Consider the following 25,119-nt stretch of genomic DNA (forward strand, 5'->3'; position numbering starts at 1 on the left):
GCCGCGAACTTCCGGCAAAGCGTCGCGAACCGGAGTGGGACGATCGAGGCCCTACCTGACGGCGCCTTTAAGGAGTCCGGCACATCGGTGCGGACCTGCCTCGTCACGATCGACAATCGGGGGCCGGCATGAGCGAAGACCCGCACATCAAGACCATTGTCGAGACGATCGAGCGTGAGGCGGCACGGCGTGCGAAAGAAGCGCGCGCCACCTACGCGGCCGAGATGAAGGTTCTGAACGCGTCGCATCGCACGGAACAGCGACGCATCGAGGCCAAAGAAAAGGAAAGTCTCAAGGCGGCGGAGCGCTGGCGTCTCACGGCGATCGCAGCAGTCCGCCCTAACGCCCCTGTGGCGCTTTCCGACATACGGTCGGTCAAGCGTGAGGTCGGCGACGGTGCTGACAAGCGTGTCGTGTCCCTTCCGCATGTCGCGTTCCTTGAGCGGGGCGAGGCTCAGAGATGAGTGCGCTCGCCCAGCCCGATTTGTTCGCCGGCGGCGCCCGCATGGTTGCGGAGGAGGCCGTCGACCTCACTCTCGCGTCACTAGAGGCCTACGGTCCCCGGCACGAGCATTGGGCCATCGCCTGGTCCGGCGGCAAGGACTCGACCGCTACCTTGACGCTGATCGTTCGCTTGATTGAGGAGGGCCGCATCGCGGCGCCGAAGCGCTTGTCGGTTTTCTATGCCGACACACGCCTCGAGCTTCCGCCGCTGCAGGCCGCCGCCGACGCGATCATCGTAAAGTTGAAGGAGCGCGACTGGATCGATGTCGAGATCGTCCGAGCGCAAATCGACAAGCGCTTCCTCGTCTACATGCTCGGTCGCGGCGTCCCGCCACCCAATAATTCAACCCTGCGCTGGTGCACGCGGCAGATCAAACTCGATCCCATGGCGGCTGCACTCGAGCATCGCCTCCGGGACCTACCCGGCACCGTGCTGATGATCACCGGTGTCCGCGAGGGCGAAAGCGCAGTTCGTGACAAACGGATAGCCACCAGATGCTCCAAGGACGGCGGCGAGTGCGGGCAGGGCTGGTACCAACAGATGCTGCCCGAGGCAAAAGGCATGCGCGGCCGCATCGCGACGCTGGCGCCGTTGCTGCACTGGCGCGTCTGCCACGTCTGGGACTGGCTGCGGATCTATGCGCCATCGACCGCAATGGGTGGGTGGCCGACGGCGATGATCGCCGACGCTTATGGTGGCGACGAGGCGGAAGAGATCAACGCCCGCACGGGCTGCATGGGCTGTCCTCTAGCCAGCAAGGACATGGCGCTGGCCGCCGTCGTCGCGATGCCGGCGTGGGACCATCTCGCGCCGCTGCTCGGTCTCAGGACGATCTATCGTCGACTACGCGAGGATGACTCGTTGCGGCTGAAGAAGACCGGGCTCGATGCCGACGGGTCGCTGTCTAAGGGCAAGAACAAGCAGCGCAAGGGGCCGCTGACCCTTGAGGCCCGACTTTGGGCGCTCGAGGAGATCGTGAAGATCCAAGGCGCCGTCAACATCGCAGCGCGAGAACTCGGCCGGCCCGGCGTCGACATGCTCAATGAAGAAGAGATCTCGCGCATAGGCGAGTTGATCTGCCGAAACACTTGGCCGAACGGCTGGGATGGCGACGAGCCGACAGCCGACACGTGGATCGAGTCCGTGTTTCCGGATGGGTCCGTGCAGGGGCTGCTGATCGGGGTGTCGCCATGAGCCCGCAAGACGCCACCATCGCCTACTGCCAGGCCATCGGCAAGGACCCGCACGAGAACGTGGCCGGCTATGAGCGGCCACTCTGTGGCAACGATCGGATTTGGGCGAAGCGCTGGCAATGGTTCCTCGGCGCGTCGCCAGCGGTGGCCACCGGCGCCACGCAGCTTTCACCAACACAGATCGCGAGACGGGAAGGGCGAGAATGATCTTGGTCGCGCCAGCATTGCATGAATCGCCAGCCGCAAAGATCGCATCGCTCGAAGCCGAGAACGCGGCTTTGCGCGATCGCCTCGCCCAGATCGAGCAGGACCTGCTTGGGTCCGCGATCGTGACGCCGTCGTTTTGGGGCCTGACGAGGATGGAGGAACGGGTCTTCGCGCTCCTGTTGATGCGGGTGCGCGTGAAACAAGATCAGGTTCTGACCGCGATCTACAGCGATCTCAACAAGGAGCCCGGCTACCGGATCGTCGACGTCTACGTCTGCAAGCTGCGCAGAAAGCTGGGCCGGTTCGGCATCACGATCCGGACGCTTCCGACGCTCGGCTACGCCATCGATGAGCCGCTGCGCGGCATGTTGCGGCAGGCGCTATCGCCCGACACCAGCGCGGTTGAGGAACGCCGCCTGCTGACACTGATCGCGGAAGGGGCGCTGGCAGCATGAACGCGAAAACACTCCCGCCACCAACCCCGCATGAGCGCGCCGCCGCTGCAGGTGCCGCCCGCGCCTTGCGCGCCGCGATCGCGGATCCGACCACGATGGGCGCTCGCGCCGTCATGCATCTCGACCTTGCGCGCCCGCGGCGCGGCGAGTGGCATGAGACCTGGGCCAATCTGCCGGGCTTTGTCCGCTTGTTCGGCGCAGGCCTACGGTACTGCCATGCCTGCCTGCCGGGTTGGGAATACAGCCGGGCCGAGATCGTGTCCGAGATGATCCCGGATCTTGAGGCGCTGGCAGAGCGCGGCGTCCGGCCCGCCGAACAGACGAGGGCGGCATGACCGACACCACCAGCGAAGCCCCGGCAGCACCGCGCGTCAGCGACGACGAGATCAACCGCCTTTGCGACCTCCTCGAGAAGCTTCACGGCGTCGGGTACCAATTCATCGAAGGCCGGACCAGCCTCCCCAACATGATGACATTCGACCTGCGCGATGCGCGGGCGGCGCTGAAGAAGACGCGGTTGGAAGCCGCATTCTGGAAGATTGCTGCAGAAGGCGAGCACAAGTTGCGGTGCGCAGAGCGAGAGACCAACGAGGCGACGATCGCGGAACTACGGAAGGCGTTGGAGCCTTTCGCCGCCTACATCGCGGCGGTCGACCCGAACGGTGACTTTGAAGGCGAGATCGGTGGCGAGATTGTCGGCGCGCTTCGCCGATCGATCAGCTACGCCGCCTGCCGCGAAGCTGCGCGTGTCCTTGCCAAGCCGGGTGCTGCATGAACGCGCCGTTTCCCATCCCCGACATGATGCCGGACGAGCTCGTTGTCGACTCCTTCGCTGGCGGCGGCGGCACGTCGGAAGGTATTCGCCAGGCCATCGGCCGCGATCCCGACATTGCGATAAACCATGATGCTCTCGCGCTCGCGATGCACCGGATCAACCATCCCGGCACGCACCACATGGTCGAGGACGTCTGGCACGTCGACGCGCTCGGCATGTGCGACGGCCGGCCGATCGGGCTGCTTTGGCTCAGTCCCGATTGTAAACATTTTTCAAAAGCGAAAGGCGGCAAGCCGCGCGAGAAGGCGATCCGCGGCCTTGCCTGGGTCGGGCTGCGCTGGGTCAAGTCGCTGCCGAAGCGACAACGACCACGCATTCTAATCTTAGAAAATGTTGAAGAATTCCAGTTTTGGGGGCCGCTTCTCGACGACGGAAAGCCGTGCCCGATCCAGAAGGGCGCCACGTTCAAGGCCTTCATCGGCGGCTTCCAATCGCTCGGCTATGTCGCGGAATGGCGCGAGCTGCGCGCCTGCGACTACGGTGATCCCACGATCCGGAAACGGTTGTTCGTCATCCTGCGCCGCGACAAGCTTCCGATCGTCTGGCCGAAGCGGACGCACGGCAATCCGAAGGATGCCGCCGATGCGGTTCTGATCAAGGCCGGTGTCTTGAAGCCGTGGCGGACCGCAGCGGAGATCATCGACTTCAGCCTACCGTGTCCCTCGATCTTCGAGACCAGCGCGCAGATCAAGGAATCTCTCGGACTGCGCGCAAACCGGCCTCTCGCCGACAACACGATGAGCCGGGTCGCCAAAGGGACCATGCGCTACGTCGTAAATGCGGTGAGGCCGTTCATCGTGAAGGTGAACCACACGGAACGCGGCGAGGAACGCGCCCGCGAGATCGACCAGCCGCTCTCGACCCTGACCGGCAAGCGCGACGATGCTCTTGTCATGCCCTTCGTCTCCTATGCTCAGCAGGGGGGCGCGGTGCGAGACATCACCGATCCCCTGCACACCCTGACCCCGTCGGCAAAGGATCAGAACGCGATCGTCACGCCGTTCGTGACGAAGTTCAATCGCGGCGCCACCGGCCATGGTGTCGACGAGCCTTTGGCCACCGTGACTTCGCACGCCAGCGAAACGCATGGCGGAGGCGCGGCACCGCTCGGCCTGGTCGCACCGCTCCTCGTCCGCACCGAGCATGGCGAAGCCGACAGGAATGGCCGCAGGCGGGGACGCGGCGATCACGGCGTCGACGATCCTATGCCGACGATCACGGCGTCGAACGATTCCGCCGTTGTCGCCCCGATCCTGGTCAACGTCGCCAACGGCCAGACGACGGGTCGCGGGCCCAACGCCTGGTCCGTGGATGAGCCAGCGCGCACCATCACGTCGTCGGGCGGCCAAGCTGTCGTCGCGCCTATCCTTATCGGATGCGGCGGCCGGGCAGGGCAGAGCGAGCCGAGAGCAGCTGGCGAGCCAGTACTGACCCAGACGGCGAAAGCCGACGCTTGCATCGTCACGCCGTTCCTCGTGCCGCGCTATGCCGAGAAGCCGGGCCACGAGCCTCGCGTGCGTGCTGTCGACGAGCCGGTCGCTCCCATCGTCGCTGGCGACAATGTGCCGGGCAGCCTCGCTGCCGTGCATCTGTCTCGTCAGTTCGGTGCTTCGGTCGGGCAGGGGGCCGACGAGCCGGCGCCGACGGTCACGGCCGGCGGCGATGGAAAGTCTGCGCTCGTCGCGGCATTTCTGGCGCAGCACAACACTGACCGAAACGACGGGATCAAGCCGGGACGGCCTTTGGACGAACCGGTCAGCACCGTGACGGCGACGGGCGGACAATCGAACGTTGTCGCCGCCCACATGATGAACCTTCGCGGCTCCGATCGGCGCGACGCGCCGACAGACGCACCGCTCAATACGGTCAGCGCCCAGGGCAACCATGCCGCCCTCGTCGCCGCTTTCCTCGCTAAATACTACGGCGCCGGCGAGCCGAGCCAGGCGGCCGATGATCCGCTGCACACGATCACCGCGAAGCCGCGGCACGGCCTCGTCACCGTAGCGATCGACGGCGAGTCCTTCGTCATCACCGATATCGGCATGCGGATGCTGACGCCGCGCGAGCGTTTCAGTGCGCAGGGTTTTCGACCCGATTACGTGATCGACCACGGCATCAGCGAAGACGGCTCCCGTGTCTTCTTCACGCTCGAGCAGCAGGGCCGCATGTGCGGGAACAGCGTGTGCCCAGGCATGGCTCGATCGCTCGTCGGCGCCAATGTCGCCGCCCGGCCGCCGGCGCGCCGCCCCCAGCGCTTCCGCCCCATCCCCCTTCTTGAAGCAGCGGAGTGACCATGGGAGCCCTTGCAGAAAAGCTGAAGCCTGATGACGTCTTCGCCTGGACAGATGCCAGGATCGAGTTTGTGAAGCAGCGTCACGGCGAAGGAGCCTCGGCGGCGCAGATCGCGACTGAACTTGGTCGCGGCGTCTCGCGCAGCGCCGTGCTCGGCAAGATCTTCAGGCTCGGATTGTCGAAGCCTCAGGCACCGGCGTTGGTACGGGCTCAACAGAGACCTGCAGCTGCGCCGGCACGTGCGCTGCGGTCCAAGGTCGTGGAACGCTCGAAGCAGACGGCGAAGCCCGCACCGCCGCCGCCGGTCCGGATCGCGCCGGTCGCAGCACTGGCCGAGCCCGTCGATGGCGGCCTCGAGATCCACGAGCTCCGCGATCGATCCTGCCGCTGGCCGGTCGGCGCGCCGGGCGGTGACGACCTGATGCGGTACTGCGGGGCGGGGGTGTCGGAGGCCGTGCGCGCCGCCGGGCTCTGCTACTGCCCGGAGCACATGAAGGTGGCTTATCCGCCGAAGGAGGCCCGGAGGAGGCCATGACACCAGAACCACTTGTTGAGGCCAACGTCGACCTTCGCGATTTTGTCTTTATGCCCCTCGATGTCGTAAGGCTTCGAGACAGCGGCTTGGCGACGAAAGCCAGCGGCGATGCCTTCCGCGCAGCGGTATTGCTATGGTGCGCAGCCTGGCACCAAGTCCCGTCTTCATCCCTTCCGGACGACGACCACGAGCTTGCGAAGCTGGCTGGCTACGGACGCGATGTCAGAGGATGGAAGAAAGTCCGTGAAGCAGCACTTCATGGCTTCATCAAATGCAGTGATGGTCTGCTCTATCATCGCGTCATCGCCGAGAAGGCTCGAGACTCGTGGAAGGCCAAGCAGGATCAGCGGGCACGCACCGCAGCAGCAACAGAGGCGCGCCTCGCTAAACAAGCGGCCGCCCGCGCAGCCGAGGTGGCGAGGAACGCAGGCTTGTTTGACGATCAACGTAACGAGGGTCGTGACGATCAACGTAACGAGCACCAAGGGAGAGGTAAGGGACAGGGACAGGGACAGGGACAGGGAGAGTTAAGGGATAATAGATCCTCCCTCCGGTCGGACGCGGACGAGGTTTTGCCTTCGGCGGTCAAAAGGTTTTTCGAGGCCTACCCGAAGGAGGACGAGCTCGACGGCGTCAGGCGCGAGCTCAAGCGCCACCTTGCCCACGGCGAGAGCCTCGACGACATCCTCGCTGGAGCAAAGCGTTACGCGCAGGAGGTGTCAGGAAAGCCTGCCGACATGATGCGATCTCCTGTGAAATGGTTGCGCAACGGATCTTGGAAATCGAGTAAAACCAAACCTGAAGGTCCGTCCGCGGCTATAGTTCGCGTCGATCGCGATACACCTGCCGGCAAGGCCTGGGAGACCTACGAGATGGCAAAAACCGGGCGACCGGTGAAGTGGATTCTGGCCAATGGTCCAAACGGACCGGGACGGCATTTTGCGACCCCATGGCCGCCGTCATCGCAAGAGGATGCGGCTTGACCAGACCCTTCGTTGTCGAGCGCCGCCCCCTCTCTGCGTCGCCGCGCTTCACCGCTCGCCCCGACGACGTGGCCCAGCTGCACGACGTCATCGAGACGATGCGGAACGTGCCGCGGGCGTCCATGGCCTCGATGCCGGATATGCTGTTCCTGCTCAGGAGACTGAGCGGCAAACTGGATGCGATCGCCGCCCGACTGCAGCCGGCTGTGCCTGCGAACACTGACGCGCGCATCAAAGGCTTTGCGCAGGCGAACCGTGCCGCAGGTGTCGTCGGAGTATTTGGGAAAAGGCTGCCTCGGAATCGAACAAGGACGGTGACGAGCTGCAATGGTGACCGGATCAACGTTGTCGAACGGCAGTCGAAGCAGATGGAGCTTAGCTTCGACCGTCGGTGATCTGAGAACCAAGCCGGGCTATCATCCCTGGCTAGGTATCACTCTGAAATTCGATCTTCAGATGAGCATTCGGGCTCGCGGTTGAATAGCCCTTGATCGCGCAGGATGCTTTGTCCGGCACGGGAGCAGCTCCACTCAGAACGAGCTCGTTACGACCGCCGAAGCCCTCGAAATTGTAGCGGCCAGTGACGGCGTAAGGAGCGGGATTGCATCCCTTCTTGAACGTGTAGGCCGTACCACGGGTGATGCCTTTTGCCGATATGTGGCCGGAGAAGAGCAAGTCACCTGGTTTGATCGTATCAGCGATCTGCGGTTTAGGCGTCTCGTAAAGAACGACACCGGCCTTTTCGAACACGAGAACGGTCGAACCGTTGTGCTCGAAGCTGGTGCCCTGTTCACCGTTCAGCGTTCCCTTTGCCAGGTTTAAGTTGGTGATGGGAGCCAACGGAGTCCGACCGTCGCTGGTGACCGCCGAAGATGTCGATATCGGCAGAGGTGCCTGGGTTGCAGAGGCGAACGACTGGGCGGAAGCGACCTGACGCCGCTCCGCGACATCGGCCACGCTGAGCATCCCATCCTTAACCCGGACGATTAAGGTCGCCTTCGTCTTCGCGCAGCACTGAGCGTCGTCCTTGCCGACAACGAGGCCCGAGATCGAGAACGCGGTACCACCGATCCACTTCGCCTTCGCGTCGAAGACGGTCTGCATTTCTGCGGAGCCTTGAAAGGCGTATGATTTATCGGTTTCGCGGCGCCAGATGTAGAGGCTTGATGTACCCATGTTTCCGGTGTCGAAAGAAACGTTCATCTGAACAAGGGCATACGCATCGGCTACCCCTTCTGCCTTCAGGTAGCGCATTTCTAGCCACTGCGTTGAAGCGCCCAGATTGCACCGGCCGACGCCCTCACGGATCTCGCAGTCCGCGTAAGTATTCTCAAGGTAGGATCTCACCGCCGCCGCCGCGGGGCCGTTGATGGCGGAAGGCTCATAGTAGCCTTTTCCCGGACCGCGCACGATGCGCTTTGAGGGGGCTGCCGGAGAGGATGTCCCTGCTTGTTTGACAGCAGTCTCGCAGATCTTCCGGTAGGAAGCCTGATCCTTCACCTCGCCGTAGACCACATCGTCTAGTTTCCAGAGGCCTGCCTCGTTGACGAATTTGAACGTCACGATGGGTGTTTCTCCGGCGACTCCTTTGATCCGCGCGACGACGGTGTCCGGCTGCGGTGTGTCGAAGCGCACGGATGCCACTTCAAGATCCTGGCCTGTGGTGATCCAGTTCGCGTCGAGCAGCGGCTCGTCGCTTTTGCGGGCTGCTGCAAAGCCTGCCTTGAGTGCAGCCGTAAAAGGCTGCGACAGTACCCTTCTCGTCACCGGCGTATCTTTGAGTCCGTAGTCGTCCGGTGCCTCGAAGCGAAAGAGAAACTGCACGATCTCCTTCGGGGACGCTGTGCGGCCAGGCATCGAACTCTGGTTCGAAGTGGATCGCGCGGTCGCAGCAGGGGCAGCTCTCGCTGACCCCATGCTCACGAAGGTCAAGCCCACGGTAGCTGTCATCACAATGAATAAACTAACAGCCAGCCCTTGGTAGAAACGGGCTATCGGGGAGGTGACCTTGTAAAAGTTTTCTTGAGGGCTGTGCGGCGGTTCTGGGTGAATCATCGCTTGCTCCTCAGTAGCCGCCGGCAGCTGCAGCAAGCGCGCCGAGCGCGAGACCACCTATAACGGCGCCAGCGACCGCGCCATCGCCGTACCCGTAGTAGCCTGGGTAACCGTAGCCATAGCGAGCGCCATAGCCGCGGTACCCGCCGTAGCCACGACCTGCGAAACGCCCGCCGAAGCCGTGGCCGCCGAAGGCGTGACCGCCCCCACCCCCGAAACCGTGGCCGCCACCAATGGATCGGCCGCCGCCGAACGAGTGACCGGCGCCACCATGCTGAAATGCGCTTGCTTCACTTGAGCCCACAGCAACAAGGCCAAGGCCGACAAAAACTATTGCAAATGATTTATTGAACATAGACATTCCCTCCAATCGATACGGCGATTTAAAGGTTGGATCCTGTAAAAGTCTCCGATTGAAAAAGGTAAAATTGGCGACATCGTCGGGAATCGCTGCCTTTGCGGTATGTTGTGGTTGAAGAGGTGTAAAGGCCTGCCGCAACATAGTGCCGGTTGGTTTTGGTCACACCATCCAACGTGCAGGCGGCGAGGTGGCAGCGATCGCGGAGCGAATCGAGGTCATGGTAGCCGGCACGCCAGCGGACAAGGCGGGCCGTGGCGGGCTCGCGCCTGGCGGCATTGGAGTTGTTTAAGCGAGCCGCACGTCCGACCAAGAGGAAGATTATCTAGCGGTCAGGACGTGCGGTACGGGTGGTTGAACGGTGCGCACGTCAGATCGATCTGGGGTTGTGATCTTCAGCAGGCAAGCCGCATCATGCCGAAAGGCTTAGATCGCCCTTAACCGCCGCGGCCATACGTTATCCACATGCATACCGCGTTGTTCACAACGACAGCGGGGATATCGCGTGTTGCGGGTGCCAACCAGCAAACCGGTTGAATCTCGCTTCCGACAGCGGCGCGGCATGTGCAAGTAGGCAGGCAAGAGAAATCCATGGACAGCGTCGCAGAGGTGGCGTAGGCGGGGAAAGTTGATGTTCCTGTTTCGTTCTTAACATCAGGAGACGAGCACGCCCATGAACTTCCTGTCGTCCCCGTCAAGCTTTGGACCAGCTGTCGCCCCAATCTCCCCACTGAAAGAGATGGGCGCATACGAGGCTCTGTGGCTGGAGCAGGGAGCGACGTTCAAGACGATCGCCGATCGGTTCGCAGCAGACCCCGATGCTATGCCTTCGGATTTTGTCGCCACTGGAATGGCTGAAAGCTGTGCGGTTGCCGTCCTTGATCGATTTCGCAAGGCCTCTGTGGGACGTTTCGGGGTTCGCCTGCACCACGCAGGAGACTATCCCCTTAAGCTGCGCGACGCCCGCCATCCTGTGGAAATGCTCTACTACTGCGGCGAGTGGGAGCTCACGGAGACCCGGTGTGTTGCGATAGTTGGTAGCCGAAAAGCGTCTGAAGAAGGGCTGAAGAGAGCCGCCCAGATCAGTCGAGAGCTGGTGAAGGCAGACTTTACGGTGGTGTCCGGCTTAGCTGCCGGCATTGATCGTGCCGCGCACACCGCAGCACTTGAGGCCGGCGGTCGTACCATCGCCGTCATAGGAACGCCCCTGGATTCGATCTACCCGAAAGAAAATCGCGATCTTCAGGATCAGATCGCCCGCGATTTCCTGCTGATCTCTCAGGTTCCGGTGCTTCGATACGCCCGCCAAGCACCCCCACAGAACAGGCTGTTCTTCCCTGAACGTAACGTCACAATGAGCGCGCTCACGGACGCGACCATTATCGTCGAGGCTTCGGACACTTCAGGCACCCTTACGCAGGCACGAGCGGCGATGCATCAAGGCCGTCATCTTTTTATTCTGAACTCGTGTTTCGAACGCGCAGATCTCAAGTGGCCGGCTAAGTTCGAAGAAATGGGCGCCATCCGCGTCAGGTCGATGGATGATATCTGGAGCACTTTGTGTCCGACATCCGCTTCCGCCTAATAGACGCGAGCATAAGAGAAGCCCATTCTCGTCTCACTGAAGATGATAAATGCCTTTTTCTTTTCGAAAAGACGTCCCGAAGAGATTATTTATTTAGCGAGACGAATAATCTTATTTCCAATTTGAAGAAGAAACCAAGTCAGCGGCAGGCGGCAACCTATAAAACTAGAGCAATTGAGCAGTGCGCCGCGCAGATGCGGGCAGCGCTGGATCCGGCATGGCTTTCGTCCGCTACCCTTGTGCCAATTCCTCCTTCGAAAGCAATCGGACATGTTGATTACGATGATCGCGTAGAGCAGATCTGTCGGCGCATGGGACACAACATCGATGTGAGGGCTTTGGTAAAACAAACAACGTCGATGAATGCTGCCCACGAATCTTCAATTAGACCAACGGTGGCGGAGCTTGTCGCTAGTTACGTGATCGATGAAGGCCTCACCGTTCCCGAGCCCAGCGCGATTGGCATCGTGGACGATGTCCTTACAGCCGGCACACATTTCAAAGCCATGCAGCAGGTGCTGTCTCGCCGATTTCCGCGAGTTGCGCTTTATGGTTTTTTCGTCGCGCGCCGCATCTTCCCGGATGAAGACCCCACTAGCTCTTTTGGCTCCATTGGCGAATAGCAGCAAAGCGTACCGAACGACATCACGCCGCAAGTTTCTGATGGTTCTTCACTTCCACGCTTTAGCTTGCTCATGTATTATGCAGTGCAATGCAAACAGCTTCGGGCGTCACAGCCAACCTTGGGACCTTGCCCGCTGGGGCGATGCGCATCCTTGCGCGTCGTGACGACAGCGAGGTCCTGATCGTCCACGGCGACGATAGGGCCGCCGATGTCGAGGCTGGAGAGCGCTTGGCCTGGGTCGAGTGGCTGCCCTCGATCGATGTCGCCGAAGCGATGTCGCGTCATTGCTCGGGTAAGCTGCTGGAAGCGCGCTTCCATCCAGACACAGAAGGCTGGCACAAGTTTTCCGTCGAGCATCTTCCGACCTTGATCAGGCTCGCGAAAAACAACCTCAACGTCACGTTCTTCCCGCCGCCGATAAAGACGCCACCGCAGCATCAAGCTTGGACGAAGGAGCGTGTCGCGCGCCTCGGCTTCCTGGCAGGCCAGGGTTGGACGGCGAAAGCGATCGCGGAAGATCCGCTAATCGTGTCGACCGAGGGTGCCGTCTACCGGGCGGCGCATCGCTTCGGGATCTCTCTCGCCGAGGTCCCGCCCGGGCAGGTGCCGATCCGGCTACCGGCCGGCGTCGCTGCCTATTTTCAACGCGCCGCCGCGCGAGAGCAATGTACGCGCGATGCTTTGATCCGGCGACTGCTGATAGGCCTTGCTACGCCGTCAGAAGAGGCCGCGGCCTAATCGGTTGCGTTCGATTGAACCTGTTTCCCTGTGTGAAGTGTTCAAACGCCATCGTCACGCCGTCGTGATCAATGGACGACGGTCCAAAATCCTGCATTTTACGGCCCGCCGCACTGGAGAGTTTGCGCGATGCCGAAGACGACGAATGCTGATGACTTCGATCCGATTTCTCCATTCTTCGCCGGGGGCAATCGATCACCGTCCGACCTGAAGCGGTCGACACCGTCGGCGCGGCAACCGCTGCCCGCAACGGCCCGCTCCAGGATCTCAGCGGTCAGCTCGAAGAAGGCGAAACGCGGCCGCGCGCTGCCGATGGGGCCGACGCCGGAGCGCCTGGCCAAAGGCGACATCTCACCGATCACGGCCGGCGGCTTTCGGCGATCGATCTCGACCGTCGAGAAGCTCCGCGACGGCGGCAAGCTCGATCATGATGCCCGTACCAACGAGGCCATGTTCCAGGCCGCCGAGAAGCTGCGGCGCCACTTCGAGGGATCGCTGATCGGGGTCAAGGCTCAGGATCTGAACCGCATCATCGGTGGTGGCGGCGACGAGCTTACCGGCGAAGAGGCCTGGGTCCACAACTTCGATACCTTCACCAAGGCCTGCAAGCTGATGGGCTGGTCGCAGGCGAACCCGCATCGCGGGGCAGGGCGCATCACCGTGGCGGTGGTGTGCTTCGAGATGACGGTGACGGAGGCGGCTGGCATCCATGTCGCCGACAAGCGCAAGGAAACCGCGCTGGCCGCGGGCATGGATCGGTTGCGGGAAGGGTTATACGCGCTGTCGATCATGTGGAGGACGTGAGAGGACGAAACAGTTACGAGTTAGCCTTTTCCTCGATAATTCTTGCTATAATCGACTGAGTATCTTCGAGCATTTTCTGCACTCTTTGATAGTCGTTCTCATCCTCTTCGAGAGAAAGCTTCCCTAAACGCAAAGTGTAAAGGAAATCGCGTTTAGTAACGGCGTAAAAACAAGACTTATATTGATTCAATAGTTGATGAAATTGGATGACTACCGGGTCATCTGCTGGAAAATCACCATAGGTTGCTAAATTAAGTAGGGCCTTTTCACAATGTAAAGAAGCTTGCAGGCGAACCGCCTTGACATACCGCACGCGGCCAATAACGAACCTTGGCGCTGCTACAAAACATCCAAGGCAATGGGCGATCATCGACAAGCTGGTTTGCTCAAACTCCAGATAATCTAACCACTCGCACTCATGCCGATGTCGCATGTCAGGCGGCAAGATCTTGGCAGCCAAGTGAATTAGGGCAGTACTAATTCCCTTTGCGTGCGCATCAAACTCCTTAAGCAGAAGTCCGCAGCCGAGGCTTTGAAGGATGTTGATCAAGTGTTCCAAGCGAGATCTCCCTTAGCCGAGAATTGATTCAAATCGGCCATGGCCGCGTGAAACACCTTCTTGCCTTCTCTGGTGATGAGGTAATACCGTCTACGGGGACGCTTGAGATCGACTGGCTCTTCGGTCTCCCACTCGCTTGTCAGGATTTTCTCGGCCTCAAAGCGAGCCAACAGTGGGTATAGCGTTCCGCTGCCTACCTTCGCTGCCTTGCTGATCTCGAAGCCCGTTCGCCTAATCGACGGCGCCGACGCGAACAGGCTAAGGACCTTGATGCCTTGAGCGGATAATCTCGCCATCGGCTTCTCCTATGTTGCTACTCGACATAGGTAGGCTGAATATTCGAAACTATCAAGAGGGTGGGTCAAGTCGTTTGACGCCGGAACCGACATCGCATACCGTACGTCCACTCACGAGATTCACGCCCGGGGCCGCAAGGTTGCTGGGCTTTTTTTACGTCTGGGGGGCCGGCATGCGCGCGAAGATCCGCCCGTGACCAGGACCGAGGTCGCCGAGCTTCTCGAGAATTATGCTCGAAGCGTCGAGCGGATCCGGGGCGTCTCCCGAACGAAACCTCATGCTTTCGTCGAGGATAAGTCCGAAGTCGTGAACGACATGCGCCAGCACGCGCGGCGTCTACGTACCGTCGAACAGGCCGCCGCGGCCCGGCCGACCGGACGCCCGGGCGAGCGCCGCATTGACGGTCGCGTGATCCACGTCGAGATAAGGCGAGCCTAAAGTTTCATGGTCCCAAGGTCGCGGTTAGGGCGCGGCGATTGCATTCCCTCCGGGCCGGCTTGCGGAGGGATGCTCTAACTGTGACGAGCCGGCGCGCGAGGCGCTCCAACAGGAGGCCGAGAGCGCGACAATTCGGCCGAACGGCCATGAAGTTTCCGATCCCAAATCAAGATCGGCATAAGGCCGCCGTCTGCACGGATGTACTGCAGCGGCGGTCACGACCCCCGAATTGACTAGCGTCGTCAAACTGACCCGGATGCTTGACTTGGGAGTGGCCTCGTAATGCTGAAGATCCTCGCCCTGATCTGCGCCTCGTCGACCAACCCCACGGCCTGTGACGTCCACTCCGCCATGGACGTGATCACGGTCGGCCGGGCAAACACGCCGCAGCAGTGCGGTTTCCAGGGTCAGGCCATGATGGCGCCGACGACGCTGATCCCTGACCCGTCGAAGCAGTACATGAAGATCGTCTGCGTCCGGGACCAGGTCGCGAAGCAGTGAACCGCCTCGCGCTTCTGGATGTGAGGGCGAAGGCCGATCTCTATTTCGCAGAACAGTGCCGGCGGCTGGGACCGATCGAAGGCGTCGCGCCGCCGGTCCAAACCGTCCAGGAAACGACCGTTTCGGACCGCCAAAAACTGGCCAAGAAGTCACGCCGGAAAGGCATCGATTCCAGGCTCGATCAGCTTTCGGTTTGATCGCGAAAATCGGGATCACGTTTCGGGAGACGAAATCACTTCCGATAATCTTCGTTCCCGACGGCTATAAAGGCCGTTTTCGACCCGTCTTTAGGGCCGATTTCGAACGCTGAAATCGGGGTGTTTTTTACGGGGATTTTGCAGCCTCATTCGGCGGCTTGCGCGGCCTCGATTTGGCGGCGATCGACCCGGAGCAGATCGACCTCGTCGACACCATCCGGCTGCATCGCTTCGATCGCGACCAGCGTCCGCACCGCCGGCTGGATCTGCTCCCGATGCTCGCGGCGCAACACCTCGACGGTCGCGACGACCTCGGGCTGATTCGGGTCGAGGTGCAGCTGCCGTAGGTAGGGCTGGATCTTGGTCGCAAAGGCGCGGCCGATCTCGTCGACCTGATGAGCCCAGAACTGTCGGGTGGCTTCGTCGTCGATCGGCGTCTTGGTCGCTTCGATCATGGGTCACGGTCCTCGTCTTCCCGGCGCACCGGCGTCTGGCCTTAACTCCCAATCCTGAGAATAGCATGCATCTGCCGGCGGCGCCCGTCGCGGCGGATCTCCCATCGACCCAACTCATCGAGGCTTCGGCCTCAGCGGAATCCTACGCCCGCGCCGAGAAGTCGGCGGCGACCCGCAAGGCCTACGAGGCTGACCTTCGCGACTTCTCGGCTTGGTGCTCGAGTGTCGGCGCCGGCTTTGTCCCCGCATCGCATGATACCGTGGCTGCGTACCTCGCCGCGCTCGCCGATGCCGGCAAGTCCACATCGACCGTGATGCGCCGCGTCGCCGCGATCGCCTACGCGCATCGGCGGCTCAACCTCGTCGACCCGACGCAAACGGAACGGGTGAAACAGGTTGTCCGCGGCATCAAGCGGACGATCGGCACGGCGCCGAAGCAGAAGGCGCCGGCCACCGCAAAATTCCTCCGCGCCATGGTCAAGGCCATTCCGGATACGATGCTCGGCAAGCGCGATCGGGCCCTGCTTATGATCGGGTTCGCCGGCGCCTTCCGCCGCTCCGAACTCGTCGCGCTCGACGTCGCCGACATCGAGAGACAGCCCGAGGGCATCCTGGTTCACATCAGGAAATCGAAGACCGACCAGGAGGGCGCAGGCCAGATCGTCGCAATTCCGCGCGGGGTCAAACTGAGGCCAGTGTCGGCGCTTGACGACTGGCTGTCGGCAGCCGGCATCACGTCAGGCCCGATCTTTCGATCGGTCAACAAGGGTGGCCGCGTCCAGGCTGCCCGGCTGACCGACAAGTCCGTAGCTGATGTCGTGAAGCACCGCGCCGCAGCGGCGAAGCTCGATCCAAGCCTGTTCGCAGGTCACTCACTCAGAGCTGGTTTTGTCACCAGCGCGCTCGAGGACGGCGCCGATACGCTCGCCGTGATGAGTCAGACGAGACATCGCTCCGTCGAGACCCTTCGGAAATACGACCGGCGCGCCAAGGCCTTCAACAACCACGCGGGAAAGGGATTCCTATGAGGATCACGCAGGTCTTCACCGGCGAAGAATTCCGCGCGATGGGCGACGACGCCGTTGCGCGCGGCTTGTACCGCAACGATCGTCGCGTCTTTTTGCCTGGCATGGCGTGGTTCGAGCCTTGGCACTTCGACCCGACCGGAAACTGGCAACGTGCTGGAAAGCATGTGATGTATACCGAGCGTCCGGGCCCAGAGAAAAGCTTCCTCTCGCCGCACTACTGGCGAGACTGGGCTGACAAGCGGCCCCCGATCTGCGTCGTCTGCCCGAACGGCGAGCTTTGGGAGATCGATCGGACTTCGAGCAACGGTGACGGCTGGGTTGTGACCGGCGATCTGCCCGACATCACCTGCTCGCCATCGATCGTCGTGCCGGGATACCACGGCTTCCTGCGCGGCGGCGAGTTTACGGCCGACATCGAAGGTCGTGGTCCGAACGGCATCGTCCGGTCTGTCCCATGATCCCGACACGCCAAACCATCTTCGTCGCGACGTCGGCGAACGGTCGTGGCAACTGCATGGCGGCCTGTCTCGCCTCGATCCTTGAGGTGCCGCTCAAGCAGGTGCTCGACACCGCATCCGACGCGGTCCGCGACGACTGGTACGGCAACATCCAGACTTGGCTCGGCGATCGCGGCTTCAGGCTGGTCGTGATCGAGCCAACCGATCCCCGGCTCGCCGGCAGCTATTCCATCGGCGTCGGCCCGTCGCCGCGCGGCGCCTTCAATCATACTGTCGTCTGCAAGTCCGGTGTCATGGTCTTCGACCCGCATTTCTCCGACGACGGCGTCGTCCAGATCGATCGCCAGGAGATCTTGCTCCTTCTGACCGAGGCCGAACGCGCGCTGCACGCCCGCGGTGCCCTCGATCCGGATCCATTCCCGGCCGGTTGACGGCCCTGCTTCCCAACAGGATTTCGATGAAGCGACAAGTCCTACGGCTCGGGCTCGCTGCGCTGTGCGCTGCCGCCGCGATTTACCTGCGCCTGAAGTTTGACGACGGGTTCGGCGTCGCCATCGAACTCGGCTTCATCGGCGTTTTGCTCGGCGCCCAAGCCATGGAGCTTGCATGATCGGCGACGGCTCCGCCTCGGCCTTGGGGCAAATCGAAGCGCTTGAACACCGCAGGATCCCCTGCATCTGCCCACGGCAACACGAGAAGACGCCGCCGCTCGGCGTCACCACCGACATCCAGGTCACACGCGGCATCATCGTCGAGGCGGTGCAGTGCGTGACCTGCGACCGGCGATGGAAGCGGGTGAACACGTGAGCGATGAACCGAAGCCTGTTGTCGTCCAGCCAATCGGCGATCGCCGCCGGCGTCCGCTGCCGTCGGGCCGGCCGAACGACGACCGGCTGAGGTAACGCCATGATCCCGATGCCCTCATGGCTGCCGGCGCTTGTCCGGCGCACGCGCCGCGAATATTTTGCCGACTTCTGGATCACGCCGCCGATCACGGCCGCGCTGGCGGTCTATTCGCTCTCTCGCGGCTTCGACTGGTGGTGGGCGATCGCCTTCGTCGCCGGCTGGTTCGCCTGGACGCTGTACGAGTACGCGGTTCATCGCATCTCGCATCATGCGCCGTGGATCTCGGACCTGCACTGGCTCCATCACCGGAACCAGAAGGACTACATTGCGCTGCATCCCGCGCTGACGCTGTTGAATTACGCCGTGATCTGGCTGCTCTTCGGGTTCGACGCGGCACCCTTCGCGATCGGGTTTTCGGTCGGCTACGTCGTCTATGCCGGGCTGCACACCGCGTTTCACTATGCGTGGATCAAAGACGGTGAGCTGCTGTGGCCGCTGAAGCAGCACCACGTCGCGCATCACCGCTACCACGACCGCTGCTTCGGGGTTTCGACGAAGCTTTGGGATCGCGTCTTCAGGACGATCTGAGGCTTCGGACCGCTTCCGAGGTCGCGCTTCTACTGCTGGCAGTCGTCGTGGCTGTCGCCTCCACGATTTGGCCGATTTTCACGGGGGCTTCTGATGGCGCGGAAACCGGAGCCGATGCCGCTGACCGAAGCCGATCGGCAGGCGATGGCGCAGAGCAATCGGAGGACGGTGCCGCGGGGCGGGCAGCGACGTGTTTGGGATGACCGATGGACATGCGACCTGCTGCTACCGACCGATGAGGAGTCAGCGGACGATGGCGAGATGGCGGCGTTCTTGGCTGAGTGTATCGACCTGCGCGCGGAGGCGAGTTGACATAAAAGTCCGGTCAGCGGGCCTCCGTGAAGATCAGTCCCGATGCGTCGACCATCGTCGTCTTTGTGCAGAGCGCACATCTGATTTCAGTACCGAGGAGCGCGAACTTCTTGCGGGCGGCCTCGTGCACAGGATCGTTCTGATCCGCCTCGGCGACCACTAGCTTGGTTTTGCAGTCAATCGTCGGACAGGACATGGTCCAGTAGTACTGGCCTGCCTTCATGTGGATCGGGTTCATCTGCATCCCTGATTGGATCAAGCCGCGGTAGGCTCGCTGAATGGAAGCGGCGCCTCCGCCTCCAGCTTTTCCGCCTTGTACTTCGGCAGGATCTCCGTGGCCACAAACTTGCCGACAGAAGCCGCGTCCATGGCTTCGTGGAAGACCTTCTTCTCGACGCCGGCATAGGCGTAGGTCGAGCCGGACTTGAAGGTGACGTGCATGGCGCCGACAGCGTCATCGTAGCCGACGGCCTTGATGTTGGAGGATTTGACGGGGGTCATCTCGGGCATGGTTCGCTCCCTGGCTGAAGATTGACTATTAAGCGTCCCCGGTTATTAGTGTCAATAAGCGTCCCCGCTTATAGAGGCTGATTTGACGAATATTCCGTCCCCGGTTACTGCGGCCCGCATGGGGCGACCACCACTCAACGTGCGCGAAACGAAGGTTCGGCTTCCTGACGGGATGGTGGAGCGTATTGATGCTCTCGTCGGTCCCAACAAGCGAGCGCAGTTCATCCGCGAAGCCACGGAAGAGAAGCTGGATCGACACGAGCGCGCCGCCCGCAAGCCCAAGCCGTCGATCCAAGAATAGCTGCGCTGTGAACATCTGTTGACGGGGTCTGCATGTTCGGCACGATCCCGCGCCCGCGCCCTCGGCCGCCGGCCTCGCTGCTTGAGATCGCCGATCTCGATAAACCCTGCGTCCCTGCGCACGATCTTGAGGAATGGATCCGAGCCACCTTTGTCGAGGATGGCGCCGCGCTCTACAATGAGGAGCACATCCATCTGCTGGAGGCTCGCATCGGCGTCGTCTGGTGCGCGGTCCCGCTGGCGCGGCACATGCTGTCGGTCGTTGGCCAGGCCGAGATCCCGATGGCCCGCGGCAACCGCTGGGCCAAGGCGCGGCATGACCAGCAGCTGGTGGAATGGTTTGGGGTCGTTCCGGACTTCCTGCTGACGTTCGATCCCATGTATGCGGCTGCCGCCTCGGACCGCGCCTTCTGTGCTCTGGTCGAGCACGAGCTCTATCATTGCGGCCAGGAGCGCGACGCCTACGGCGCTCCCAAATTCAAGATGGACGGCAGCCCCAAGTTCGGCATCAGGGGCCATGATGTCGAAGAATTCGTCGGCATCGTCCGTCGCTACGGCGCCTCCGTCGGGGCAGGGCGAACCGCCGATTTCGTCGAGGCCGCATTGCTTGCCCACGACATTGATGAGCCCGCGATCGCGCGGGTCTGCGGCACCTGCGGGTAGCCCGCCCGTCCTTGATAAAGGCTTGATCCCAACATGGCCGCCGCTCAACTCGCCGACGAGGTGAAAACCTTTATCGTTCAGTCTCTTGCCTGCTTCGATGCGCCGTCGGTCGTGGTCAAGTCCGTCAAAGCCGAATTCAACCTTGTTGTCTCGCCTCAGCAGGTCGAGGCCTACGATCCCACGAAGCGCGCCGGCCGCCGCCTCAGCAAGGGCTGGCGCGAGATCTTCGCCGCAACCCGCAAGACCTTCCTCGAGGACACCGCCGACATCGCGGTGTCGCATCGCGCCGTCCGACTGCGCGCGCTCGGACGCATGATCGCGAAGGCAGAGGACATGCGCAATCTCGCGCTGGCCGGCCAGCTGCTGGAACAGGCCGCGAAGGAATGCGGCAACGCCTACACGAACCGTCGGGAATTGAGCGGGCCCGAGGGCAAGCCGATCCAGACCGAAGCCATGACACCGGATCTTTCAAGGACATCGCAGAGTGACCGCGACGCCCTTCGAGCAATCCTTGAGCGCGCTGCTGGCAAACCCGGAGGCAGCTCTTCGGGAGATTGATCGGCTCGACGCGGAAGCCTCGCATCTCTTCTTCGCGAAGCGCTACTTCGCGGAGCGGGAAGGATCCGCGTTCCTCGTCGGTCCCCATCATCGCGTCATCTGCGACGCTCTCGATCGCGTCCTTTCGGGCGAGATCACGCGGCTCATCATCAACGTGCCGCCGGGCTACACGAAGACCGAACTAGCGGTCATCTACCTCGTAGCGCGGGGTCTCGCCATTAACCCGCGGGCGCGCTTCATCCACGCCAGCTTCAACGGGCAGTTGGCCCTCGAGAACTCGAACAAGGTTCGGGACGTCCTCAACCTGCCGGGCTTTCAGGAGCACTGGCCCCGGAAGATCAGAAGCGACACCAACGCGAAAGGTCTCTGGCGCACCGACGAGGGCGGCGGCCTCATGGCGGCGGCCGCCGGCGGGCCCATCACCGGTTTCCGCGCCGGCACCATGGAGCCGGGCTTCACCGGCGCCCTGATCATCGACGATCCGCTGAAGCCTGACGATGCCAAGTCGGAGCAGGAGCGCGAGAACGTCAACAACCGCTGGCATTCGACCTTCAAGAGCCGCCTCGCGCTGGAGACGGTGCCCGTCATCCTCATCATGCAGCGCCTGCATGTCGGTGATCTCTCTGCCTTCCTCCTGAAGGGCGGCGCCGGCTGCAAATGGCATCACTGCCTCCTGCCAATCCAGATCGATAGCGGGAAGCCGTATCCGGCCGAATACACACACGGCATCCCGATCCCGCATGATTTGCCAGACGGTCCACTTTGGCGGGTCAAGCATGGCGAGGCCGAGATCGAGCTGTTGAAGGTCGACGCCTACACCTTCGCCGGTCAGTACGAGCAAAACCCCGTGGTCTCCGGCGGCAACCTCTTCAAGGAGGAGTGGCTGCAGCCGTGGGCGCCTGGCGCCCTACCGCAGATTAAGTGGCGGATGATCTACGTCGATACGGCGGAGAAGACGGGCCAGCGCAACGATTACTCCGTGTTCCAGTGTTGGGGCTTCGGCGCCGATGGATGCGCCTACCTGCTGGATCAGATGCGGGCCCGCTTCGAGGCGCCGGAGCTGCTGCAGGCGGCACGGACGTTCTGGAAGAAGCACTCCGATCCCGCGCTCAACGAACTCGGCTACTGCCGCGGCATGAAGGTCGAGGACAAGTCGGCCGGCACGGGACTGCTCCAATCTCTGCGGCGACCAGCCAATGACGGCAGCGGCATGGGCCCGGTGCCGGTGATCCCGATCCCACGATCGAAGGACAAGGAACAGCGCGCCAACGACGTGCTGCCATCCTTTGCCGCCGGCCTCGTGCGACTGCCGATGCACGAGCCCTGGTTCGACGCATGGAAGAACGAAATTCTCGCGTTCCCTTCGGGCGCGCATGACGACCAGGTAGACCCGACCATGGATGCTGTCGCCGAAATGCTGCTGGGGGGTACCGCCCTCTCGCAATGGGCCGCGTTGGGTGAGGACGATTGATGACGACCGCCGTCGCCAAAAAACCCCGCATCCGCGTCCAGGCTGGATCGATGCCGACAACGGACAGCGTCCAAAACTTCGTCGCCCGCGTCGGCCTCGGCACCGCCAACCAGGCGGCCGGCACGTCCTATGGTCCGAGCCCGATCACGCGCAATCGACTGCAGCTGGAGTGGGCCTATCGCGGTTCCTGGATCTGCCGCCAGATCGTCGACGCGCCGCCTGAAGACATGACCCGCGCCGGCATCGATATCGAGACCAAGGAGCCAAAGGACGGCCAGACCCTACAGAAAGGGCTGCGGAAAACCGCAACGTGGCAGAAGCTGCGCGAGGCTCTTCAATGGTCGCGCCTCTACGGTGGCGGCGTCGCCATCATCATGATCGATGGGCAGGACGCCGCGACGCCACTTCGACCCGAGACAGTCGGGAAGGGCGCCTACAAGGGCTTGCTGCCACTCGACCGCTGGTCGGTGCAGCCCAGCATGACGGACCTGATCACGGATCTTGGCCCCTCGTATGGGCAACCAAAGTTCTATTCCGTCACCGCCAGCGTCATGAACATTCCGCGGATCAAGGTGCACCACAGTCGCGTCATCCGGTTCGAGGGTGAGGATCTTCCGGTCTGGCAGAAGATGACCGAAAACGGCTGGGGCCTCTCTGTGCTGGAACCGGTCTGGGATCGCCTCACCGCGTTCGACTCCACGACCGTCGGCACCGGCCAGCTCGTCTACAAGGCGCATCTCCGCACGCTGCGGATCGACGGTCTCCGCGAAGCGCTGGCCACCGACGGGCCCGCGATGAAGGGCATCCTCAAGAACATCGACATGATCCGGGCCCTGCAGACCAACGAGGGTCTCACGCTGCTCGACAAGTCGGACGAGTTCCAGACCCACCAATACAGCTTCGGCGGTCTGAGCGACGTCCTGGTCCAGTTCGCGCAGCAGCTCTCTGGCGCCGCGCAGATCCCGCTGGTGCGTCTCTTCGGGCAGTCACCGGCCGGGCTCAACGCCACCGGCGACGCCGACATCCGCAATTATTACGACGCCTGCAACTCGCAGCAGGAAAACCGGATGCGGACGCCGCTCGAAACCGTGCTCGAGGTCCTCCACTGGTCTGAGCTCGGTCGCGCGCCGGATGACGATTTCTCCTTCACGTTCCGGCCGCTCTGGCAGATGAGCGACAAGGAGAAGGTCGAAATCGCTAAGACGGTCGCCGACACGGTTGGCACGCTCGAGGGTGCGACGATCATCTCGAAGGCTACCGCCCTCAGAGAGTTGCGCCAGGCCTCGCAGGCAACTGGCATGTTCTCGTCGATCACCGACAAGGACATCGAGGACGCGGAGAACGAGCCGCCGCCGCCCGGCGAAGATGACGATCTGCCGGAACCGCCGGCGCCCGGGGAGGGCGACGAGGTCGAGCCTGACGGGGATGAGCCGGGGAACGGTGCCGAACCGGATGCGGGAGCGGCCGAAGGCGATAAGCCCGAAGCAGGCCCCGGCAAGGATCCCGATACCGACACCGACGGCACCGGTGGGGCCAAAGACGCGGCACCACCATCGCGTCGTCGGCGCTGATCCCGATCATCAGGCAGCGAATTGACCAAAGTTGAAACGCTAAGATTTCAGATTTGAAATTAGTTGGCGGCATATGCCGCAGCATTTCGAGTGCTGCATTTCGAGGAATAGTTATAGCTTAGCCTGTTTACAATCGAAGGGTCTTAGAAAATGGCGATTCCAAGCCCACAGGCGAAAACGCAAATCCGATCCGACATCATTCAACAATGTTCGTGGCGAGCCGAATTCTCAGAACTACAAAAGCCTCTGTTCGACATAGCGAAAATGATCGACGTCGAAGAATTGGCGCGTTTGGCGCGAGCTATACAGATAGATAATCAGGTGATTGTCACCGTAGTCTCAATCGAATATATCAATGTTGGCATCAATTGGATTTTGGCTATGAAGAGAGTTGGTAAGTCCAACTTTATTGTAATAGCTGGCGATGAGCTTGCAATGGAATCTTTATTAAAGTACGAAATTACCTGTGTTGTTTTGAAAAATAATAATGATTACGACAGCTTTGGCGATATAAATGTATTCTCTGGATTTTCCGCAAAAGGCTTAGGTCTGACGACTCACAAATTTCCAGTGGTGCGTTTTTTAGTCGAATGTGGTTACGACGTTATTTTCAGTGACGCGGACGCATTTTGGTTGCTCGACCCAAGTCCTTACCTCGCAGACACTGACATTGCTTTTCAGCGGATTGCCAGATATCCGAGGCCAATCGTTGCAACATGGGGCTTTGCGGTATGTACTGGCTTTCTGTTCTTTCGGAGCAATGAGAAAGTAATTCAGTTGCTCAATCAATGCATAATAGAGCATCAAAGCGTCTACAGCGATCAGGCTGCGATGAACCTGGCGCTGCTGGAATTTGATGCTGATTGGTCCGGTGAGGCGGATCTTGATGATGCCACCGTGAGCGTTGATGAGCGGTTTTCAGCAAAAGCACTACAAAATATTAGTGGAAGGCTGGACCGTAATAATGCCACCTTACGCGCATTGCGGCATGACAGGTTCTGGCGTCATAAGTTTGTCAGGCATGCTGAAAGTGAAATGGTCATCTGTCATCCCAATTCCCCAAAAAATGACGCTGGCAAGATGAGGATACTAGGCTCGGTTGGAGCGATATCCCTTGCGGGCGGAACCGAAATCGCGTAGAGATCACTCATTCGTCGAGAAGCGCCCGGGCCAACAGCCTCTGGGCGCTTTGTTGTT

36 protein-coding genes are annotated in these 25,119 nt (G+C 61.7%); 29 read left to right on the forward strand and 7 right to left on the reverse strand.

Annotated features, from left to right (window positions below; translation table 11 throughout):
- Nucleotides 1–128 precede the first annotated feature (128 nt).
- Genes GSQ79_RS19990 through GSQ79_RS20035 form a run of 10 tightly spaced genes read left to right on the forward strand, consistent with a single transcriptional unit; the run spans nucleotide 129 to nucleotide 7,400 of the window.
- Nucleotides 129–464, forward strand: a complete 336-nt coding sequence (locus GSQ79_RS19990; protein ID WP_158810422.1) for a hypothetical protein — start codon at nucleotides 129–131, stop codon at nucleotides 462–464.
- A complete protein-coding gene (locus GSQ79_RS19995; protein WP_158810423.1) occupies nucleotides 461–1,699 on the forward strand; it encodes a phosphoadenosine phosphosulfate reductase family protein in 1,239 nt (412 codons plus the stop codon). Before GSQ79_RS19990 ends, GSQ79_RS19995 begins: the two co-directional genes overlap by 4 nt.
- Entirely contained in the window at nucleotides 1,696–1,905 is a 210-nt protein-coding gene (locus GSQ79_RS20000) for a hypothetical protein (RefSeq protein WP_158810424.1), read from the forward strand. The genes GSQ79_RS19995 and GSQ79_RS20000 overlap by 4 nt, the downstream gene beginning before the upstream one ends.
- Nucleotides 1,902–2,360: a helix-turn-helix domain-containing protein gene (locus GSQ79_RS20005; RefSeq protein WP_158810425.1), complete on the forward strand. Its 459-nt coding sequence runs from the start codon at nucleotides 1,902–1,904 to the stop codon at nucleotides 2,358–2,360. The genes GSQ79_RS20000 and GSQ79_RS20005 overlap by 4 nt, the downstream gene beginning before the upstream one ends.
- Nucleotides 2,357–2,695, forward strand: a complete 339-nt coding sequence (locus tag GSQ79_RS20010; protein WP_158810426.1) for a hypothetical protein — start codon at nucleotides 2,357–2,359, stop codon at nucleotides 2,693–2,695. The genes GSQ79_RS20005 and GSQ79_RS20010 overlap by 4 nt, the downstream gene beginning before the upstream one ends.
- Nucleotides 2,692–3,135, forward strand: a complete 444-nt coding sequence (locus GSQ79_RS20015) for a hypothetical protein (RefSeq protein ID WP_158810427.1) — start codon at nucleotides 2,692–2,694, stop codon at nucleotides 3,133–3,135. Before GSQ79_RS20010 ends, GSQ79_RS20015 begins: the two co-directional genes overlap by 4 nt.
- Nucleotides 3,132–5,486 (forward strand): DNA cytosine methyltransferase, encoded by a 2,355-nt coding sequence (locus GSQ79_RS20020; RefSeq protein WP_246725460.1) that lies wholly within the window; start codon nucleotides 3,132–3,134, stop codon nucleotides 5,484–5,486. The genes GSQ79_RS20015 and GSQ79_RS20020 overlap by 4 nt, the downstream gene beginning before the upstream one ends.
- A gap of 2 nt (nucleotides 5,487–5,488) precedes the next feature.
- A complete protein-coding gene (locus GSQ79_RS20025; protein WP_158810428.1) occupies nucleotides 5,489–6,022 on the forward strand; it encodes a GcrA family cell cycle regulator in 534 nt (177 codons plus the stop codon).
- Nucleotides 6,019–7,005 (forward strand): DUF1376 domain-containing protein, encoded by a 987-nt coding sequence (locus GSQ79_RS20030; RefSeq protein ID WP_158810429.1) that lies wholly within the window; start codon nucleotides 6,019–6,021, stop codon nucleotides 7,003–7,005. Before GSQ79_RS20025 ends, GSQ79_RS20030 begins: the two co-directional genes overlap by 4 nt.
- Nucleotides 7,002–7,400: a hypothetical protein gene (locus GSQ79_RS20035; RefSeq protein WP_158810430.1), complete on the forward strand. Its 399-nt coding sequence runs from the start codon at nucleotides 7,002–7,004 to the stop codon at nucleotides 7,398–7,400. Before GSQ79_RS20030 ends, GSQ79_RS20035 begins: the two co-directional genes overlap by 4 nt.
- A gap of 31 nt (nucleotides 7,401–7,431) precedes the next feature.
- Here GSQ79_RS20035 and GSQ79_RS20040 read toward each other — a convergent pair whose 3' ends face one another.
- Both GSQ79_RS20040 and GSQ79_RS20045 read right to left on the reverse strand, forming a co-directional pair.
- Nucleotides 7,432–8,829, reverse strand: coding sequence for a hypothetical protein (locus GSQ79_RS20040; RefSeq protein WP_158810431.1), 1,398 nt, complete (start codon nucleotides 8,827–8,829; stop codon nucleotides 7,432–7,434).
- Between the two features lie 241 nt (nucleotides 8,830–9,070).
- Nucleotides 9,071–9,562, reverse strand: coding sequence for a hypothetical protein (locus GSQ79_RS20045; protein ID WP_158810432.1), 492 nt, complete (start codon nucleotides 9,560–9,562; stop codon nucleotides 9,071–9,073).
- Between the two features lie 529 nt (nucleotides 9,563–10,091).
- Here GSQ79_RS20045 and GSQ79_RS20050 point away from each other — a divergent pair.
- The 4 genes from GSQ79_RS20050 to GSQ79_RS20065 all read left to right on the forward strand — a co-directional run bounded on the left by GSQ79_RS20050 (nucleotide 10,092) and on the right by GSQ79_RS20065 (nucleotide 13,170).
- Nucleotides 10,092–11,003, forward strand: a complete 912-nt coding sequence (locus GSQ79_RS20050) for a DNA-processing protein DprA (protein WP_158810433.1) — start codon at nucleotides 10,092–10,094, stop codon at nucleotides 11,001–11,003.
- Nucleotides 10,979–11,626: a hypothetical protein gene (locus GSQ79_RS20055; RefSeq protein ID WP_158810434.1), complete on the forward strand. Its 648-nt coding sequence runs from the start codon at nucleotides 10,979–10,981 to the stop codon at nucleotides 11,624–11,626. The genes GSQ79_RS20050 and GSQ79_RS20055 overlap by 25 nt, the downstream gene beginning before the upstream one ends.
- Nucleotides 11,627–11,769: 143 nt before the next feature.
- Complete coding sequence (locus tag GSQ79_RS29705; RefSeq protein ID WP_246725462.1) at nucleotides 11,770–12,366, forward strand: hypothetical protein; 597 nt, start codon at nucleotides 11,770–11,772, stop codon at nucleotides 12,364–12,366.
- A gap of 129 nt (nucleotides 12,367–12,495) precedes the next feature.
- A complete protein-coding gene (locus tag GSQ79_RS20065) occupies nucleotides 12,496–13,170 on the forward strand; it encodes a hypothetical protein (protein WP_158810435.1) in 675 nt (224 codons plus the stop codon).
- Between the two features lie 13 nt (nucleotides 13,171–13,183).
- Here the strand turns inward: GSQ79_RS20065 and GSQ79_RS20070 are convergent, their stop codons facing one another.
- Together GSQ79_RS20070 and GSQ79_RS20075 are read right to left on the reverse strand one after the other, a co-directional pair.
- Entirely contained in the window at nucleotides 13,184–13,729 is a 546-nt protein-coding gene (locus GSQ79_RS20070) for a hypothetical protein (RefSeq protein ID WP_158810436.1), read from the reverse strand.
- On the reverse strand, nucleotides 13,717–14,025 hold the full coding sequence (locus GSQ79_RS20075) for a PadR family transcriptional regulator (RefSeq protein WP_158810437.1): 309 nt from the start codon (nucleotides 14,023–14,025) through the stop codon (nucleotides 13,717–13,719). The genes GSQ79_RS20070 and GSQ79_RS20075 overlap by 13 nt, the downstream gene beginning before the upstream one ends.
- 193 nt (nucleotides 14,026–14,218) lie before the next feature.
- On the opposite strand from GSQ79_RS20075, the gene GSQ79_RS20080 reads away from it, so the two are divergent.
- The 3 genes from GSQ79_RS20080 to GSQ79_RS20090 all read left to right on the forward strand — a co-directional run bounded on the left by GSQ79_RS20080 (nucleotide 14,219) and on the right by GSQ79_RS20090 (nucleotide 15,162).
- Complete coding sequence (locus tag GSQ79_RS20080; protein WP_158810438.1) at nucleotides 14,219–14,464, forward strand: hypothetical protein; 246 nt, start codon at nucleotides 14,219–14,221, stop codon at nucleotides 14,462–14,464.
- A 282-nt stretch (nucleotides 14,465–14,746) separates the two neighbouring features.
- Nucleotides 14,747–14,965 carry a hypothetical protein gene (locus GSQ79_RS20085; protein ID WP_158810439.1) on the forward strand — a complete coding sequence of 73 codons (219 nt, stop codon included), beginning with the start codon at nucleotides 14,747–14,749 and terminating at the stop codon, nucleotides 14,963–14,965.
- Nucleotides 14,962–15,162 (forward strand): hypothetical protein, encoded by a 201-nt coding sequence (locus tag GSQ79_RS20090; RefSeq protein WP_158810440.1) that lies wholly within the window; start codon nucleotides 14,962–14,964, stop codon nucleotides 15,160–15,162. The genes GSQ79_RS20085 and GSQ79_RS20090 overlap by 4 nt, the downstream gene beginning before the upstream one ends.
- 146 nt (nucleotides 15,163–15,308) lie before the next feature.
- Here the strand turns inward: GSQ79_RS20090 and GSQ79_RS20095 are convergent, their stop codons facing one another.
- Entirely contained in the window at nucleotides 15,309–15,617 is a 309-nt protein-coding gene (locus GSQ79_RS20095; protein WP_158810441.1) for a hypothetical protein, read from the reverse strand.
- A gap of 65 nt (nucleotides 15,618–15,682) precedes the next feature.
- On the opposite strand from GSQ79_RS20095, the gene GSQ79_RS20100 reads away from it, so the two are divergent.
- The 6 genes from GSQ79_RS20100 (at nucleotide 15,683) to GSQ79_RS20125 (ending at nucleotide 18,537) form a co-directional block, all read left to right on the forward strand.
- Nucleotides 15,683–16,645, forward strand: a complete 963-nt coding sequence (locus GSQ79_RS20100) for a site-specific integrase (RefSeq protein ID WP_158810442.1) — start codon at nucleotides 15,683–15,685, stop codon at nucleotides 16,643–16,645.
- Nucleotides 16,642–17,103: a hypothetical protein gene (locus GSQ79_RS20105; protein ID WP_158810443.1), complete on the forward strand. Its 462-nt coding sequence runs from the start codon at nucleotides 16,642–16,644 to the stop codon at nucleotides 17,101–17,103. The genes GSQ79_RS20100 and GSQ79_RS20105 overlap by 4 nt, the downstream gene beginning before the upstream one ends.
- Nucleotides 17,100–17,534 carry a hypothetical protein gene (locus GSQ79_RS20110; RefSeq protein WP_158810444.1) on the forward strand — a complete coding sequence of 145 codons (435 nt, stop codon included), beginning with the start codon at nucleotides 17,100–17,102 and terminating at the stop codon, nucleotides 17,532–17,534. Before GSQ79_RS20105 ends, GSQ79_RS20110 begins: the two co-directional genes overlap by 4 nt.
- A 26-nt stretch (nucleotides 17,535–17,560) precedes the next feature.
- A complete protein-coding gene (locus tag GSQ79_RS20115) occupies nucleotides 17,561–17,713 on the forward strand; it encodes a hypothetical protein (protein WP_158810445.1) in 153 nt (50 codons plus the stop codon).
- The gene (locus GSQ79_RS20120) at nucleotides 17,710–17,910 is read left to right on the forward strand and encodes a hypothetical protein (RefSeq protein ID WP_158810446.1); all 201 of its coding nucleotides are present in this window, start codon (nucleotides 17,710–17,712) and stop codon (nucleotides 17,908–17,910) included. The genes GSQ79_RS20115 and GSQ79_RS20120 overlap by 4 nt, the downstream gene beginning before the upstream one ends.
- Before the next feature lie 99 nt (nucleotides 17,911–18,009).
- The gene (locus GSQ79_RS20125) at nucleotides 18,010–18,537 is read left to right on the forward strand and encodes a sterol desaturase family protein (protein ID WP_158810447.1); all 528 of its coding nucleotides are present in this window, start codon (nucleotides 18,010–18,012) and stop codon (nucleotides 18,535–18,537) included.
- A 325-nt stretch (nucleotides 18,538–18,862) separates the two neighbouring features.
- Here the strand turns inward: GSQ79_RS20125 and GSQ79_RS20130 are convergent, their stop codons facing one another.
- Nucleotides 18,863–19,087 (reverse strand): hypothetical protein, encoded by a 225-nt coding sequence (locus tag GSQ79_RS20130; RefSeq protein ID WP_158810448.1) that lies wholly within the window; start codon nucleotides 19,085–19,087, stop codon nucleotides 18,863–18,865.
- Nucleotides 19,088–19,104: 17 nt separating this feature from the next.
- Nucleotides 19,105–19,359 carry a KTSC domain-containing protein gene (locus GSQ79_RS20135; protein ID WP_158810449.1) on the reverse strand — a complete coding sequence of 85 codons (255 nt, stop codon included), beginning with the start codon at nucleotides 19,357–19,359 and terminating at the stop codon, nucleotides 19,105–19,107.
- An 82-nt stretch (nucleotides 19,360–19,441) separates the two neighbouring features.
- On the opposite strand from GSQ79_RS20135, the gene GSQ79_RS20140 reads away from it, so the two are divergent.
- The 6 genes from GSQ79_RS20140 (at nucleotide 19,442) to GSQ79_RS20165 (ending at nucleotide 25,062) form a co-directional block, all read left to right on the forward strand.
- Complete coding sequence (locus tag GSQ79_RS20140; protein ID WP_246725463.1) at nucleotides 19,442–19,660, forward strand: ribbon-helix-helix domain-containing protein; 219 nt, start codon at nucleotides 19,442–19,444, stop codon at nucleotides 19,658–19,660.
- 32 nt (nucleotides 19,661–19,692) lie between these two features.
- Entirely contained in the window at nucleotides 19,693–20,322 is a 630-nt protein-coding gene (locus GSQ79_RS20145; RefSeq protein WP_158810450.1) for a putative metallopeptidase, read from the forward strand.
- A 33-nt stretch (nucleotides 20,323–20,355) separates the two neighbouring features.
- On the forward strand, nucleotides 20,356–20,880 hold the full coding sequence (locus tag GSQ79_RS20150) for a DUF2280 domain-containing protein (RefSeq protein WP_158810451.1): 525 nt from the start codon (nucleotides 20,356–20,358) through the stop codon (nucleotides 20,878–20,880).
- The gene (terL, locus tag GSQ79_RS20155) at nucleotides 20,807–22,351 is read left to right on the forward strand and encodes a phage terminase large subunit (protein ID WP_246725464.1); all 1,545 of its coding nucleotides are present in this window, start codon (nucleotides 20,807–20,809) and stop codon (nucleotides 22,349–22,351) included. The genes GSQ79_RS20150 and terL overlap by 74 nt, the downstream gene beginning before the upstream one ends.
- Entirely contained in the window at nucleotides 22,351–23,922 is a 1,572-nt protein-coding gene (locus GSQ79_RS20160; protein WP_210253152.1) for a DUF1073 domain-containing protein, read from the forward strand. The genes terL and GSQ79_RS20160 overlap by 1 nt, the downstream gene beginning before the upstream one ends.
- A 150-nt stretch (nucleotides 23,923–24,072) precedes the next feature.
- Complete coding sequence (locus GSQ79_RS20165) at nucleotides 24,073–25,062, forward strand: putative nucleotide-diphospho-sugar transferase (RefSeq protein ID WP_158810452.1); 990 nt, start codon at nucleotides 24,073–24,075, stop codon at nucleotides 25,060–25,062.
- Nucleotides 25,063–25,119: the final 57 nt, after the last annotated feature.

Origin of the sequence: Beijerinckia sp. L45 (assembly GCF_009765775.1) — a bacterium.
In the GTDB taxonomy this organism is placed as follows: domain Bacteria; phylum Pseudomonadota; class Alphaproteobacteria; order Rhizobiales; family Beijerinckiaceae; genus RH-AL1.

What these genes read in the sequence shown, in the direction of transcription:
- GSQ79_RS20045 (WP_158810432.1), bottom strand. Translation starts at nt 9,562, where the DNA reads ATGTTGCGGCAGGCCTTTACACCTCTTCAACCACAACATACCGCAAAG.
- GSQ79_RS20065 (WP_158810435.1), top strand. Translation starts at nt 12,496, where the DNA reads ATGCCGAAGACGACGAATGCTGATGACTTCGATCCGATTTCTCCATTC.
- GSQ79_RS20010 (WP_158810426.1), top strand. Translation starts at nt 2,357, where the DNA reads ATGAACGCGAAAACACTCCCGCCACCAACCCCGCATGAGCGCGCCGCC.
- GSQ79_RS20020 (WP_246725460.1), top strand. Translation starts at nt 3,132, where the DNA reads ATGAACGCGCCGTTTCCCATCCCCGACATGATGCCGGACGAGCTCGTT.
- GSQ79_RS20110 (WP_158810444.1), top strand. Translation starts at nt 17,100, where the DNA reads ATGATCCCGACACGCCAAACCATCTTCGTCGCGACGTCGGCGAACGGT.
- GSQ79_RS20130 (WP_158810448.1), bottom strand. Translation starts at nt 19,087, where the DNA reads ATGAACCCGATCCACATGAAGGCAGGCCAGTACTACTGGACCATGTCC.
- GSQ79_RS20000 (WP_158810424.1), top strand. Translation starts at nt 1,696, where the DNA reads ATGAGCCCGCAAGACGCCACCATCGCCTACTGCCAGGCCATCGGCAAG.
- GSQ79_RS20100 (WP_158810442.1), top strand. Translation starts at nt 15,683, where the DNA reads ATGCATCTGCCGGCGGCGCCCGTCGCGGCGGATCTCCCATCGACCCAA.
- GSQ79_RS20125 (WP_158810447.1), top strand. Translation starts at nt 18,010, where the DNA reads ATGATCCCGATGCCCTCATGGCTGCCGGCGCTTGTCCGGCGCACGCGC.
- GSQ79_RS20030 (WP_158810429.1), top strand. Translation starts at nt 6,019, where the DNA reads ATGACACCAGAACCACTTGTTGAGGCCAACGTCGACCTTCGCGATTTT.
- GSQ79_RS20105 (WP_158810443.1), top strand. Translation starts at nt 16,642, where the DNA reads ATGAGGATCACGCAGGTCTTCACCGGCGAAGAATTCCGCGCGATGGGC.
- GSQ79_RS19990 (WP_158810422.1), top strand. Translation starts at nt 129, where the DNA reads ATGAGCGAAGACCCGCACATCAAGACCATTGTCGAGACGATCGAGCGT.
- GSQ79_RS20005 (WP_158810425.1), top strand. Translation starts at nt 1,902, where the DNA reads ATGATCTTGGTCGCGCCAGCATTGCATGAATCGCCAGCCGCAAAGATC.
- GSQ79_RS20120 (WP_158810446.1), top strand. Translation starts at nt 17,710, where the DNA reads ATGATCGGCGACGGCTCCGCCTCGGCCTTGGGGCAAATCGAAGCGCTT.
- GSQ79_RS20160 (WP_210253152.1), top strand. Translation starts at nt 22,351, where the DNA reads ATGACGACCGCCGTCGCCAAAAAACCCCGCATCCGCGTCCAGGCTGGA.
- GSQ79_RS20085 (WP_158810439.1), top strand. Translation starts at nt 14,747, where the DNA reads ATGCTGAAGATCCTCGCCCTGATCTGCGCCTCGTCGACCAACCCCACG.
- GSQ79_RS20050 (WP_158810433.1), top strand. Translation starts at nt 10,092, where the DNA reads ATGAACTTCCTGTCGTCCCCGTCAAGCTTTGGACCAGCTGTCGCCCCA.
- GSQ79_RS29705 (WP_246725462.1), top strand. Translation starts at nt 11,770, where the DNA reads ATGCGCATCCTTGCGCGTCGTGACGACAGCGAGGTCCTGATCGTCCAC.
- GSQ79_RS20025 (WP_158810428.1), top strand. Translation starts at nt 5,489, where the DNA reads ATGGGAGCCCTTGCAGAAAAGCTGAAGCCTGATGACGTCTTCGCCTGG.
- GSQ79_RS20075 (WP_158810437.1), bottom strand. Translation starts at nt 14,025, where the DNA reads ATGGCGAGATTATCCGCTCAAGGCATCAAGGTCCTTAGCCTGTTCGCG.
- GSQ79_RS20135 (WP_158810449.1), bottom strand. Translation starts at nt 19,359, where the DNA reads ATGCCCGAGATGACCCCCGTCAAATCCTCCAACATCAAGGCCGTCGGC.
- GSQ79_RS20115 (WP_158810445.1), top strand. Translation starts at nt 17,561, where the DNA reads ATGAAGCGACAAGTCCTACGGCTCGGGCTCGCTGCGCTGTGCGCTGCC.
- GSQ79_RS20150 (WP_158810451.1), top strand. Translation starts at nt 20,356, where the DNA reads ATGGCCGCCGCTCAACTCGCCGACGAGGTGAAAACCTTTATCGTTCAG.
- GSQ79_RS20165 (WP_158810452.1), top strand. Translation starts at nt 24,073, where the DNA reads ATGGCGATTCCAAGCCCACAGGCGAAAACGCAAATCCGATCCGACATC.
- GSQ79_RS20015 (WP_158810427.1), top strand. Translation starts at nt 2,692, where the DNA reads ATGACCGACACCACCAGCGAAGCCCCGGCAGCACCGCGCGTCAGCGAC.
- GSQ79_RS20095 (WP_158810441.1), bottom strand. Translation starts at nt 15,617, where the DNA reads ATGATCGAAGCGACCAAGACGCCGATCGACGACGAAGCCACCCGACAG.
- GSQ79_RS20145 (WP_158810450.1), top strand. Translation starts at nt 19,693, where the DNA reads ATGTTCGGCACGATCCCGCGCCCGCGCCCTCGGCCGCCGGCCTCGCTG.
- GSQ79_RS19995 (WP_158810423.1), top strand. Translation starts at nt 461, where the DNA reads ATGAGTGCGCTCGCCCAGCCCGATTTGTTCGCCGGCGGCGCCCGCATG.